Here is a 12,908-nt window from a genome sequence, read left to right as displayed (position 1 = left end):
ACCCAACGAAAAAATATATAGCAACTATTACGATGCTTTGCGTTATCGATTGATTAAGCTCTGACTCATTTACTGCTCACTCCCTTCTCTTTGTGCAAATATTTTTTAAGTGAATTATTCATCAAGAGGATAAGAGGCGCTGCGCTTTTAGAGCTCTATACTGATAACTAAAAACTGAAAGCTTCTCTACTTTAAAAACAAAAAAGCCGCTGTATTTTGCAATACAGCGGCTTTTACTATGCTTATTCTAAAGGCAATTAAGCTTTAGCAGCACGACCCGCACGCTTACGCTCACTTTCAGTTAAGTGACGTTTACGAATACGGATGTTCTCAGGTGTTACTTCTACTAACTCGTCATCATCGATAAACTCAAGCGCTTGCTCAAGTGTGTAGTTCAATGGTGGCGTAAGTGTTTGTGCTTCATCTGTACCAGATGCACGAACGTTAGTAAGTTGCTTACCTTTAAGTGCGTTTACTGTAAGGTCGTTATCGCGGCTATGAATACCGATAACCATACCTTCGTAAACTTCAACACCGTGACCGATGAATAATTTACCACGCTCTTGTAAGTTGAATAATGCGTTAGTAAGTGCTTTACCTGTTGCATTTGCAATCATTACACCGTTCTTACGAACACCTAGCTCGCCACCTTTATGCGGACCGTAGTGATCGAACGTATGGTAAAGTAAACCAGAGCCTGAAGTAAGTGTCATGAACTCAGTTTGGAAACCGATTAAACCACGGCTTGGGATCATAAAGTCTAAACGCATACGGCCTTTGCCATCTGGTGCCATATCAGTAAGTTCACCTTTACGAAGACCAATTTGCTCCATGATAGAGCCTTGGTGCTCTTCTTCACAGTCAATTGTTAGTGTTTCGTACGGTTCTTCTAATACGCCATCAACAGTACGTAAGATTACTTCAGGACGAGATACAGCTAGCTCGTAACCTTCACGACGCATGTTTTCGATTAAGATACCAAGGTGTAATTCACCACGGCCCGATACGCGGAAGCTATCTGGGTTATCTGTATCTGCAACACGAAGTGCAACGTTGTGTACTAATTCTTTGTCTAAACGCTCACGGATATTACGTGATGTAACAAACTTACCTTCTTTACCACAGAAAGGAGAGTTATTTACAGAGAACGTCATTGTAACTGTTGGCTCATCAACACTTAGTGGTGGTAATGCTTCAACGTTATTAGGACAACAAACAGTATCTGAAATCTTAAGCTCGCCAAGACCTGTTACAGTTACAATGTTACCAGCGTAAGCTTTTTCTGTTTCGATACGCTCAAGACCTAGGTAACTTTGTACTGAACCAATTTTGCCGTTACGCGTAGAGCCATCAGCACTAACAATTGTTACTTGCTGGTTAGGCACAACAGAACCACGTTTGATACGGCCGATACCGATTACACCCTTATAAGAGTTGTAATCAAGCTGAGAAATTTGCATTTGGAAGTCACCTTCAGGATCTGCATCCGGTGGTGATACTTCGTCAACGATCATTTGGAACATAGGTTCCATGTTGTCAGACGGCTCGTCTAAATCAAGTGTAGCCCAACCGTTGATTGCTGAAGCGTAGATTACTTTAAAGTCTAGCTGTTCGTCAGTTGCACCAAGGTTATCGAATAAATCAAAGATTTGATCCATAACCCAATCAGGACGTGCACCTGGCTTGTCGATTTTGTTGATAACAACAATTGGCTTTAAGCCTTGCGCGAATGCTTTTTGCGTTACGAAACGCGTTTGCGGCATTGGACCTTCTTGAGCATCAACAAGTAATAATACTGAGTCAGCCATCGAAAGTACGCGTTCAACTTCACCACCAAAATCGGCGTGTCCCGGGGTATCTACGATATTGATATGGTAGTCTTTCCAAGAAATGGCTGTGTTTTTAGCCAAAATGGTAATACCACGTTCTTTCTCAATGTCGTTTGAGTCCATCACACGCTCTTCGTTACCGCCGCGTGTTTCTAATGTACCTGATTGCTCAAGTAGTTTGTCAACCAATGTTGTTTTACCGTGGTCAACGTGCGCGATAATCGCTATATTTCTTAACTGTTCGATGCTCATATTTTTACTCAGAGAAGTTTATTCTCATTGATCCTGCAAGATCTACGCACTCATCTGCGTTTTCACCAGATGTCCCAGCATAGGATTTAAAAGGGCGCATATTATCCCTCATTAATGACATGGATGAAAGTTTATCCAATACAATTTTAAAAACTTTCTTAATACTTTTACTAAGTATCTGTTTTTTATATGACATTTATATGAAATAAATTTCGACAAATTACATAAATTGTCATTTTTTGGCTAATTTGTTGATTGCTTTGGCACTATTTACTATTTCAGTTAAGCTGATTTAGGTGATTAAAATACATGCAAATTTAAGTGTGAATTTTTTGCACCATTATGGATATTTTACGCACCAATAAAGTGCAATGCGCATGGCCATTTTTGTGCAGTCATATTTTTTAACTTAATAAACAGTAGGTTAAAATAATGGCATAGAATCAGCTTACTAAAAACCAAAGCATTTAATGCAGCAATAATAAAACCCAACAGTTGGAGGACACATGTCACAATCGGTTTTAGATTTTATTAAAGAAAATGACGTTAAGTTCATTGATTTACGCTTTACTGATACTAGAGGTAAAGAACAACATGTTTCTATTCCTCATCACCAAGTAGATGAAGATTTTTTTGAAGACGGCAAAATGTTTGACGGCTCTTCAATTGCAGGTTGGAAAGGCATTAACGAATCAGACATGGTACTTATGCCAGTGGCTGATTCAGTAAAATTAGACCCATTTACAGAAGAAGCAACGCTAATTGTACGTTGTGATGTTGTAGAGCCATCTACACTACAAGGTTACGAGCGTGACCCTCGTTCAGTTGCTAAACGCGCTGAAGAGTACATGAAATCTACCGGTATCGCAGATACAGTTTTATTTGGTCCTGAACCAGAATTTTTCTTATTTGATGATGTTAAATACAAATCAGATATGTCAGGTTCTATGTACAAAATTGATGCTGTTGAAGCAGCATGGAACTCAGATAAAGAGTATGAAGGCGGCAACACGGGTCATCGTCCAGGTGTTAAAGGTGGTTACTTCCCATGTTCACCTGTTGACTCTTCACAAGACTGGCGTTCAGCTACGTGTTTAGTACTTGAAGAACTAGGTCAAGTAGTAGAAGCGCATCACCACGAAGTAGCAACAGCAGGTCAAAACGAAATCGCAACTCGCTTTAATACTATGGTATTAAAAGCGGATGAAATCCAAGAGATGAAATATGTTATCCATAACATGGCTCACCTTTACGGAAAAACAGCTACGTTTATGCCTAAGCCTGTTGTTGGCGATAACGGCTCTGGTATGCACTGTCACCAATCTTTAGCAAAAGACGGCGTTAACCTTTTTGCTGGTGATAAGTACGGTGGTCTTTCTGAAGATGCACTTTACTACATTGGCGGTATTATTAAGCACGCTAAAGCAATTAATGCGTTTGCAAATGCCTCTACTAACTCGTACAAACGTTTAGTACCAGGTTTTGAAGCACCGGTAATGCTTGCATACTCTGCACGTAACCGTTCTGCATCAATTCGTATTCCGGTGGTACCATCTGAAAAAGGTCGTCGTATCGAAGTACGCTTCCCAGATCCAACTGCTAACCCATACCTTGCTTTCTCTGCAATGCTTATGGCTGGCCTTGACGGTATTAAAAACAAGATCCACCCTGGTGATGCTATGGATAAGGATTTATACGACCTACCAGCAGAAGAAGCAGCAGAAATTCCTCAAGTTGCATCTTCACTAGATGAAGCGCTAGAAGCACTTAGTGCTGACCGTGAATTCTTAACGCAAGGTGGCGTATTTACTGATGATTTAATCGATGCTTACATTGCACTTAAATCTCAAGAAGTTGAAAAGCTTAACATGACAACTCACCCTGTTGAGTTTGAAATGTACTACAGCGTTTAATACGCTGCAGAGTAAATTATCGATAAGATAATAAATGTGTGTTCTCAAGCCCGCTTAGCGGGCTTTTTTTTATGGTAAATTAGGGTTATCTCCACTAAAGTTATGTAATTACAAAAGATGCAGGGTAGCAATGTGAATTACAGGATATTATTACTATTTTTTGCTTTAGGATTAAGCATTTATAGTTATGCAGGCAATGATAAGATTTATGCTTGGAAAGATAAAAATGGTGTTTTAGTGTTCTCAGATACACCACGCAGTGGCGCGCATGAAATAAAATTAAATAGCCAAGATCTTACTTTGTCTGATACCGATAAACACACCCCTGATTCACTACAACCAACGCGCCTTAATCGTTTTCAAATTATGATATCGTCACCTACTCATAACCAAACTGTGCGCGAGAACACAGGCTCAGTGTACGTAACAAGCAGAATAACACCGCGTTTTGAGGCAGGCTTTACTGTACAGCTATTTTTAAACGGTAATGCGTATGGACCCGCAAGCGGTTTATCAACGTTTGCTATACGGGATGTAGAAAACGGCACTCATACTTTGTATCTCAAACTTTATAATAAACAAAATCAAGCCATTGCAATCAGCCAGCCTAGCACCTTTGTTATGCAGAGAAAGGCTATAAACTAAGTACAATGACTCAGATAATAGAATTAGCGCAGCAGTATTTACTGATTAAAACTTGCTTGCAAATATTAACGCACTAAAGTGGTGCAAAAATGTCAAACAATCAAAATTTCAGCCCCGAACTTCTTAATGCCATTTGGCAAAACCAAACAACATCGGTCATGTTACTTGATAAAAGTTTTACCCTTGTTTATGCCAACACCAGCACCAGCGAACTCCTCGGATTAGGTAAAAAGCGCATTATTGGGCAAACCTTTAACAGCTTATTTAATTATCACTCTGTGGATTTAGAGCGCATAGCCCAGTACTCACTTGTGGATGGTGTAGACTGCAGTCAGCACAGAGCTGACGTGGTCTTTATCGATTCTCGCCATGCAAAAATAGCCATTACATCGCGCCAAGTTAAGCTTAAAAACGAACGCTATATTTTACTTGAATGTCGTAAAACTGATGAAGAAATAAAACACGACAAAGCCTCTAACCAAATGCATCAATACCAAGCTGCACGTAATTTAATAAGGGGCCTTGCCCACGAAATTAAAAATCCTTTAGGGGGAATACGCGGAGCGGCGCAGTTATTGCAGTATGAGGTAGATCAACAAGAAAGGGACGAATGCGCTGAGCTTATAATTGAGCAAGCCGACCGATTACGCGAATTAGTTGATAGGCTACTTGGGCCAAATCAGCTTCCGCAAAAGTCGTATGGCAATATTCACCAAACACTTGAGTCTGTTGTTAAATTAAGTACATTAGATAATTGTAAAAATATTAGACTAGTTAAAGATTACGACCCAAGTATTCCTGATGTGTTTATTGACCAAGGCAAGATTCAGCAAGTGGTACTTAATATTGTACGTAATGCTCAACAGGCGTTAGTTGATGGCGGTGAAATAAAAATAAAAACCCGCATTAATCATCAGTACCGCCGCCCCGGAAAAGCCCCTAAAAAAGCCTTGTTGATCCAGGTTTCTGATAATGGACCAGGCATAGACCCAAGCGTTCGCGAAACATTGTTTTACCCAATGATCACCAATAAAGAAGGTGGCTCAGGGCTAGGGCTTTCAATCGCACAAACGCTCATAGATCAGCACGACGGTTATATAGACTGCGATAGCTGGCCTGGCCATACTGAATTTAATATCTATCTGCCTTTTGCAGATTAATGTTTTGGAGTTGGCATGAAAACAGTTTGGCTTGTAGATGATGACGCATCAATTCGTTTTGTATTAGAAAAAGCGCTCACTCGTGCAGGGTTTGAAGCAGAAAGCTTTGCAAATGCGCAAGACGTATTAAGCGCGCTAAAGTTTAGCCAGCCAACCGTGTTGGTATCTGACGTACGGATGCCAGGTATGGACGGCATGGCACTACTAGAACTCATAGCAGAGCAAAACCCAGGACTGCCGGTTATTATAATGACCGCCCACTCAGATTTAGACTCTGCGGTTAACGCATTTCAAAAAGGTGCGTTTGAGTACCTAGCCAAGCCATTTGATTTAAACGAAGCTGTTGCGTTAATCGAAAGCGCTTGCAGAGCAAATTCAACTAAAAAAACGAAGCGTAAACAAGTTCCACCAAAAAGTGCCCATATTATTGGTGAAGCCCCTGCTATGCAGGAAGTGTTTAGAGCGATAGGTAAACTGTCAGCTTCAAGTATGAGCGTACTCATCAATGGTGAGTCAGGCACAGGTAAAGAGCTTGTGGCCAGTGCTTTACATAACCACAGCCCACGTAAAGAAAACCAGTTTATTGCATTAAACATGGCCGCTATTCCAAAAGAGCTTGTGGAGTCTGAATTATTTGGCCATGAAAAAGGCGCATTTACCGGCGCTGATAGCGTGCGAAAAGGCCGCTTTGAGCAGGCTAATGGCGGTACACTGTTTTTAGATGAGATTGGTGATATGCCACTAGATGTGCAAACACGTTTATTACGTGTACTTGCCGATGGTGAATTTTACCGTGTAGGCGGACATCAAAGTATTAAGGTTGATGTACGTATTATTGCTGCAACACACCAAAATTTAGAAGATTTAGTAAAACAGGGCAAATTTAGAGATGACTTATTTCACCGTTTAAACGTTGTGCGCCTTCGCTTGCCAGCTCTACGCGAACGCACCGAAGACATTGAGCGCCTAGCACAGCACTTTTTACATAAAAGTGCTAAAGATCTGCAAGTAGAAAGTAAAGTACTAAGCCCAAAAGCTACAGAGCAACTTAAGCTATTTAGCTGGCCTGGTAATGTTCGCCAGCTTGAAAACACCTGCCGCTGGTTAACTGTTATGGCCCCTGGGGAGCTGGTTAGCGAGCAAGACCTCCCGCCAGAGATCATTGATGCGGCACCTGTTCAACAAGAAGGTGACTGGCTCGATGCGTTTCAGCAATGGCTAAATCAAGAACTTAAGCAAGGTAAAGAAAACATTTGGCCAGATATTCAAGCTCAGCTTGAAACTCGCCTTATAAAAACAGCACTGGCTAATTGCTCTGGCCACAAACAAGATGCAGCCATAAAAATTGGTTGGGGGCGCAACACGTTGACCCGCAAATTAAAAGAGCGCAATATTAGCTAGTTTCGAACTGTTACTCGTTGGCCCTAGGATGAAATTAATAGAACACATTCCATTATTTAAACAAATGGAAATAGTGAATAGATTACACTTTTTTAAAGACTTCACCCTTGCTGAACGACAAATGCTACTAGAGTCGTTTGGGTTATTGTATTTAGTTAACCAGCATCAATTTTTGTTTAAACAATACGATAACGACAAACGCTTATACATTGTATTAAGTGGTGCGTTACTTGTTTTTAAACATAACCACTTGCTGGAGCTTGGCACTATAGAGCCTGGTGAGTTTATTGGTGAAGGCGCCTTTATAAATAACCGCGAGCGTAGTACCAGCGCTCGCGCTAAAACCGACACCATAGTACTTGCTATTACACCAGAAGCACTGACTCGCTTACCAAATGTAATACGTGAAAAAATTAAAGATAGAATTATAGAAGGTATGAGCCTGCGTATCGCAAAGCTTAGTGAGCACATAGAAACCCACGGTTAACTCTATCACTCAGTCCATATAAACGACTTGCAATGAGCAATCAAGCCAACCGGGATTATTTACGTGTGCCGTAAATGTGTAAGTATCGGATGGTTTTGCGCCAAAGGGGGTATTTACCAATGGCTGTGAGTGGCTGTATGTCTGCGAGTAGGATTTATAATAAATAACAACATAACCATATAAATATTCCCACCTCAGCCTCACCACTGCACCGCTGGGTAATGTAAATTCAGCGTATTCATTTGAAAATCTAACCGCTAAATCATTGTATTTATCGTCGCTGCATTGGATTGTTCTTAGCCGAGACGCCATAGTAAAAGCGTCTTCTCCATCAGTATTCTTTAAATAAAAACCAATATTGCCATCGCCATAAAAGTGGTTTGATCGTGTTGTATAGCTAACTTGTGGCTCGTAACCTAGCCCCTGCATAATAATAGCTAGTTGCTCAGTCTCTTTTTGGTAAATTTTATCACTTGATAAAAGCAATGTGGCTTCACCAAAATCCGATGGGATCGCTAGCTCTACGTATTCATAGGGAAGTGTTTGTGCATTTAGTGCAGCATCTAACTGCCTGCGCTGCTCCTCTTGCAAGTTTTCGCTAAAAACATAAACGGTAGGTTGTTGGCACGCAGTTAATAAAAGTGCCCACATACAGATTAAAATGCCATTTTTCATGGTTACTCCTAATGATTACAAGTGTAGTCTAATAAAAGTAACTATTGATAGCAATTTAACGTGTTTGGCTGTCTAGCCATGCATCAACACTTTGTCGGGTATATAAAACTTCATTAAATAAACGGTGGCGTTCAAATTCCAACTTTGATCTTTTAAGTGGATCGCCACTAATTAGTCGACTGTGCGTATCGTTAAACTTAGAAATAACCGAAAAGCCGCGTTCATCTTGCTCTTTTTGTTTTTTTACCGAGTTAGCTAAGTGAGCTCTTACATCATCTGCTGTCAGCATATCTGAATTATCTAAGCCCATTAGCTCTTTTTTCATTGCTAATCTTATGCCCATTTACTGCTCCAATTATATGCAGACCTAAACAATTAAAACGGTTAAATTATTACCATGTTTTAGGTACGCTTTTTATTTGCCAAAGCAATAGCAAATAGCGCACCAAATTTTTGCCAGAGCATACGCATCAAATGCTGCAGTTTTTTTAAAGTTGAAAAAAGTTTAATATTTATCACACTTTTTTATCCCGCTAGGGCGGGCTTGCTAGGTGCAAAAAACGGTGCAAGCCTTTATACTTGCTGCTTATGCGCCACCAACAGAGATAACCATGTCAGAAGAATACATTGAAATTGAACTTGAAGAAGAACCTATAGAGCTTTGTAAATTACTAAAAGTACTCGATTTAGTAGAAGGTGGCGGGCAAGCTAAGAACCTAATAGCGCAAGGCTATGTTGGGGTTAACCATGAAATATGTACAATAAAACGGAAAAAATTATACAGTGGCGACGTACTTGAATTTGATGGCGAGCTTTTTCAGCTCACTTTAAGTGAAGATGCAACTCCTGTAGAACGTCCAGTGGTAACAACCCAGCCACAGCAAGAAAAAATACCCAATGAAACTGCTCAACAGCCGGCAAAAAATAAAAGAAAACGCACTAAAAAACCAAAGGTTGATGAAAATACTGGACGCCGCCCTATCTCATTTGGCTAGCCATTAGCGCTTTGTGCGGTTTTTATTATATGCATAGGCTAGCTTGAACAGTTAGCCTTTTTACTCTTTAATTACCTCGTAAAATACAATAAAAACAAGGTAATAATATGACAACCTCAGCCACACCCAATTGGTTTAAACCCGCCCTATGGGCAGCACTTATCTGGAATTTATTAGGTGTATTTGCATTTATAATGCACCTTATGATGACCCCCGAAATGATAAGTAAACTTCCGCTAGATCAACAAGCTGCATATTCAAACGTGCCTTTATGGTCTACCATTGCATTTGCTGTAGCGGTGTTTGGTGGCACCCTTGGCTGCATACTACTATTGGCCAAAAATGCCCTTGCAACACCTACACTGGTGCTTTCGTTAGTCGCGATATTTATTCAGCAGTTTTATAATTTTATTGTTATAAATAGCATTAAAATGCTGGGTATAAGCGCGGTGTTTATGCCTATTTTAGTGATTGTTATTGCGTTTTTGCTTTTATATTTAAGTATAAAAAGCAAACAACAAGGTTGGCTAAACTAACTTCTCCCCCTTTTTGTAAACTCATTATTTTGCTACTTGAAAAAACAATTTTAGGTAGCACTTCTATACTTAGTACTGTCTAAAAAACATGCATTGTACTACCTGCTTTTTAGCCTGTTTTGCCATATTTATTATCTCTGGTATGCACTTTGCAAACTACTGGCAAATAAACACGTTATTTTATCAAGGACATAATCCTAACTATCAAAGGGGCAAAAAATGAATAGTTTCGACACCCAACAACAATTAACGATTAATGGCGAGCAATACCATATTCACTCACTTAAAGGATTAGGCGACAAAGCAAAGCGATTGCCCTTTTCTCTCAAAGTATTATTAGAAAACCTGTTACGTAATGAAGATGGCGTAAATATTAAAGAACAAGACATTCAAGCCCTTCTTGACTGGGACCCTAAAGCAAAACCCTCAGCTGAAGTGGCCTTTACGCCGGCACGCGTTGTAATGCAAGACTTTACGGGTGTTCCTGCCATTGTTGATTTAGCTGCTATGCGTGATGCAATGGAAAAGCTAGGTGGCGATCCTGCAAAAATAAATCCGCTTTCTCCTGCTGAACTTGTAATTGATCATTCAGTGCAAGTAGATGGTTACGGTGACGACGGTGCGTTTGACTTAAATGCCAAGCTTGAGTACGAGCGAAATAAAGAACGCTACGAATTTTTACGCTGGGGGCAAACAGCTTTTGATAACTTAAAAGTAGTGCCACCTGCTACAGGTATAGTGCACCAAGTAAACTTAGAGTTTTTGGCGCGCGTTGTTTTTAACGACAGTAAAAACGGTAAATCTATCGCCTACCCAGACACCCTTGTAGGGACTGATTCACACACCACCATGATTAATGGTTTAGGTGTATTAGGCTGGGGCGTAGGTGGTATAGAGGCTGAAGCCGCCATGCTTGGGCAACCAATTAGTTTACTTATCCCACAAGTAGTGGGTTTTAAATTAAATGGCCGCTTACCCGAGGGAACCACTGCTACCGATTTAGTGCTCACCGTAACTGAAATGCTACGTAACCACGGAGTAGTAGGTAAGTTTGTTGAGTTTTATGGTGATGGCCTAGCTGATTTACCGCTAGCCGACAGAGCAACCATTGCCAACATGGCGCCAGAGTACGGTGCAACCTGTGGTATTTTCCCAATCGATGATGAAACCATTAACTACCTACGATTAACAAACCGTGATGAAGACCAGCTTAAACTAATTGAAGACTATGCAAAACACCAAGGCTTATGGCGCCACGAAGGCGACGAAGCGCATTACACAGACACCCTTGAGCTTAAATTAGACGACGTAGTACCTAGCCTTGCAGGCCCTAAGCGTCCACAAGACAGAATTACACTTGATAAAGCCGGTGATGTAATAGGCCAGCACCTAAAAGGTTTCCAAGATGAGCGTATGGCTCGTCGTGATAAAAGCGATATTGAACAAGCGCGCATTGAAAGTGAAGGCCCAACAACCAACCCAAATGAACCGGTAGACGAAGCGCAGTTTATGGGTGCAGCCAAAGTGAAGTTTAAAGGCCAAGAATTTGAACTAAACGATGGCGCCTGTGTTATTGCCGCTATTACAAGCTGTACAAACACCTCTAACCCCAGTGTTATTTTAGCCGCAGGCTTAGTGGCTCAAAAAGCTAAACAGCTCGGCATTAACGTAAAACCATGGGTCAAAACATCGCTTGCACCGGGTTCGCAAGTGGTAACCGACTACCTTGAAAAAGCAGGCCTAATGGATGACCTAGAAAGTTTAGGCTTTAATTTGGTCGGTTATGGCTGTACAACGTGTATAGGTAACTCAGGTCCCCTTGCAGATGAAATTAGCGAAGCCATTCAAAAACATAAGCTAGTTGTAAGCTCTATCTTATCGGGTAACCGTAACTTTGAAGGGCGGATACACCAAGATGTTAAAATGAACTTTTTAGCCTCGCCTCCACTTGTAGTAGCGTATGCCATTGCAGGGCGTACAGACATAGATGTATACAACGAGCCATTAGCGCAAGATGAAAACGGTAACGATATTTACCTGAAGAATATTTGGCCAAGCGTAAGCGAAGTCAACGAACTAGTACAAAAAACGGTAACCAGAGAAATGTTCGAAAAAAGCTATGCCAACGTATACGAAGGCGACAGCCGTTGGCAAAAAATCCAAATACCTGATGGCAAGCTTTACGATTGGGATGATGGGTCAACTTATATTAAAAAAGCACCATTTTTTGATGGTATGAGTGTTGAGCCTCCGGGTATTCCGACAATTGAAGGGGCGCGTTGTTTGGCTAAACTGGGCGACTCAGTAACAACCGACCATATTTCTCCTGCTGGGGCGATTAAAGCGGAAGCGCCGGCCGGTATTTACTTACAGGAAAAAGGCGTAGAAAAAGCGCAATTTAACTCATACGGTTCACGCCGTGGTAACCACGAAGTAATGATGCGAGGCACATTTGCGAACGTTAGGCTTAAAAACTTACTCGCACCAGGTACAGAAGGCGGTGTTACTCGCACTCAACCCGATGACAAGCTTGCCAGTATTTACGATGCAGCAATGGAGTATGAAAAGAGTAATACACCACTCATTGTGTTAGCTGGTAAAGAATACGGTACCGGCTCATCTCGGGACTGGGCAGCAAAAGGGTCGCTCCTTTTAGGGGTAAAAGCTGTGGTTGCACAAAGTTATGAGCGTATTCACCGCTCTAACCTCATTGGTATGGGCGTATTGCCACTGCAATTTAAAGAAGGTGAAAGCCATGAATCGTTAGGTTTAACTGGCCAAGAGCAATTTGATATTGAAGGCTTGTACGACAAAACCAACGAAGTAAGCATTATTGCCACTAATGCTGAGGGCAAAAAAGTCAGCTTTAGTGCCGATGTACGTATAGATACCCCTAAAGAGTGGGATTACTACAAACACGGCGGTATTCTACAATACGTTTTACGTAACATGCTTGACTAATCATATACTTAAAACTAAAAAGCCTAGCAGTTGCTAGGCTTTTTTATGCACAAT

Annotated in this window: 11 protein-coding genes; 8 read left to right on the top strand and 3 right to left on the bottom strand. The window is 41.0% G+C overall.

Going from position 1 to position 12,908, the window contains the following annotated elements; genetic code table 11:
• Nucleotides 1–257: 257 nt before the first annotated feature.
• The gene (typA, locus tag QUE46_RS00985) at nt 258–2,081 is read right to left on the bottom strand and encodes a translational GTPase TypA (protein ID WP_286245837.1); all 1,824 of its coding nucleotides are present in this window, start codon (nt 2,079–2,081) and stop codon (nt 258–260) included.
• Between the two features lie 506 nt (nt 2,082–2,587).
• Here typA and glnA point away from each other — a divergent pair.
• The 5 genes from glnA (at nt 2,588) to QUE46_RS00960 (ending at nt 7,687) form a co-directional block, all read left to right on the top strand.
• Nucleotides 2,588–3,994: a glutamate--ammonia ligase gene (gene glnA / locus QUE46_RS00980; RefSeq protein WP_286245836.1), complete on the top strand. Its 1,407-nt coding sequence runs from the start codon at nt 2,588–2,590 to the stop codon at nt 3,992–3,994.
• Nucleotides 3,995–4,126: 132 nt separating this feature from the next.
• Nucleotides 4,127–4,639, top strand: a complete 513-nt coding sequence (locus QUE46_RS00975; protein WP_286245835.1) for a DUF4124 domain-containing protein — start codon at nt 4,127–4,129, stop codon at nt 4,637–4,639.
• An 89-nt stretch (nt 4,640–4,728) separates the two neighbouring features.
• Nucleotides 4,729–5,799, top strand: a complete 1,071-nt coding sequence (glnL, locus tag QUE46_RS00970; RefSeq protein ID WP_286245834.1) for a nitrogen regulation protein NR(II) — start codon at nt 4,729–4,731, stop codon at nt 5,797–5,799.
• A gap of 15 nt (nt 5,800–5,814) precedes the next feature.
• Nucleotides 5,815–7,200 carry a nitrogen regulation protein NR(I) gene (glnG, locus tag QUE46_RS00965; protein ID WP_286245833.1) on the top strand — a complete coding sequence of 462 codons (1,386 nt, stop codon included), beginning with the start codon at nt 5,815–5,817 and terminating at the stop codon, nt 7,198–7,200.
• Nucleotides 7,201–7,228: 28 nt separating this feature from the next.
• Nucleotides 7,229–7,687 carry a cyclic nucleotide-binding domain-containing protein gene (locus QUE46_RS00960; protein WP_286245832.1) on the top strand — a complete coding sequence of 153 codons (459 nt, stop codon included), beginning with the start codon at nt 7,229–7,231 and terminating at the stop codon, nt 7,685–7,687.
• A gap of 9 nt (nt 7,688–7,696) precedes the next feature.
• Here the strand turns inward: QUE46_RS00960 and QUE46_RS00955 are convergent, their stop codons facing one another.
• Both QUE46_RS00955 and QUE46_RS00950 read right to left on the bottom strand, forming a co-directional pair.
• Nucleotides 7,697–8,362 carry a hypothetical protein gene (locus QUE46_RS00955; protein WP_286245831.1) on the bottom strand — a complete coding sequence of 222 codons (666 nt, stop codon included), beginning with the start codon at nt 8,360–8,362 and terminating at the stop codon, nt 7,697–7,699.
• Nucleotides 8,363–8,417: 55 nt separating this feature from the next.
• Complete coding sequence (locus QUE46_RS00950) at nt 8,418–8,705, bottom strand: hypothetical protein (RefSeq protein ID WP_286245830.1); 288 nt, start codon at nt 8,703–8,705, stop codon at nt 8,418–8,420.
• A gap of 268 nt (nt 8,706–8,973) precedes the next feature.
• Between QUE46_RS00950 and QUE46_RS00945 the strand changes: the two genes are divergently transcribed.
• The 3 genes from QUE46_RS00945 (at nt 8,974) to acnA (ending at nt 12,854) form a co-directional block, all read left to right on the top strand.
• On the top strand, nt 8,974–9,357 hold the full coding sequence (locus QUE46_RS00945) for an RNA-binding S4 domain-containing protein (protein WP_286247640.1): 384 nt from the start codon (nt 8,974–8,976) through the stop codon (nt 9,355–9,357).
• Nucleotides 9,358–9,464: 107 nt separating this feature from the next.
• Complete coding sequence (locus QUE46_RS00940; RefSeq protein ID WP_286245829.1) at nt 9,465–9,893, top strand: hypothetical protein; 429 nt, start codon at nt 9,465–9,467, stop codon at nt 9,891–9,893.
• A 219-nt stretch (nt 9,894–10,112) separates the two neighbouring features.
• Nucleotides 10,113–12,854 carry an aconitate hydratase AcnA gene (gene acnA / locus QUE46_RS00935; protein ID WP_286245828.1) on the top strand — a complete coding sequence of 914 codons (2,742 nt, stop codon included), beginning with the start codon at nt 10,113–10,115 and terminating at the stop codon, nt 12,852–12,854.
• Nucleotides 12,855–12,908: the final 54 nt, after the last annotated feature.

The sequence above is a fragment of the Pseudoalteromonas sp. MM1 genome (genome assembly GCF_030296835.1).
GTDB lineage: Bacteria > Pseudomonadota > Gammaproteobacteria > Enterobacterales > Alteromonadaceae > Pseudoalteromonas.
Note: the sequence above shows the minus strand (reverse complement) of the source record. Positions and strands in the feature narration are given on the sequence as shown.

What these genes read in the sequence shown, in the direction of transcription:
- QUE46_RS00950 (WP_286245830.1), bottom strand. Translation starts at nt 8,705, where the DNA reads ATGGGCATAAGATTAGCAATGAAAAAAGAGCTAATGGGCTTAGATAAT.
- acnA (WP_286245828.1), top strand. Translation starts at nt 10,113, where the DNA reads ATGAATAGTTTCGACACCCAACAACAATTAACGATTAATGGCGAGCAA.
- typA (WP_286245837.1), bottom strand. Translation starts at nt 2,081, where the DNA reads ATGAGCATCGAACAGTTAAGAAATATAGCGATTATCGCGCACGTTGAC.
- QUE46_RS00940 (WP_286245829.1), top strand. Translation starts at nt 9,465, where the DNA reads ATGACAACCTCAGCCACACCCAATTGGTTTAAACCCGCCCTATGGGCA.
- QUE46_RS00960 (WP_286245832.1), top strand. Translation starts at nt 7,229, where the DNA reads ATGAAATTAATAGAACACATTCCATTATTTAAACAAATGGAAATAGTG.
- QUE46_RS00955 (WP_286245831.1), bottom strand. Translation starts at nt 8,362, where the DNA reads ATGAAAAATGGCATTTTAATCTGTATGTGGGCACTTTTATTAACTGCG.
- QUE46_RS00945 (WP_286247640.1), top strand. Translation starts at nt 8,974, where the DNA reads ATGTCAGAAGAATACATTGAAATTGAACTTGAAGAAGAACCTATAGAG.
- glnA (WP_286245836.1), top strand. Translation starts at nt 2,588, where the DNA reads ATGTCACAATCGGTTTTAGATTTTATTAAAGAAAATGACGTTAAGTTC.
- glnG (WP_286245833.1), top strand. Translation starts at nt 5,815, where the DNA reads ATGAAAACAGTTTGGCTTGTAGATGATGACGCATCAATTCGTTTTGTA.
- glnL (WP_286245834.1), top strand. Translation starts at nt 4,729, where the DNA reads ATGTCAAACAATCAAAATTTCAGCCCCGAACTTCTTAATGCCATTTGG.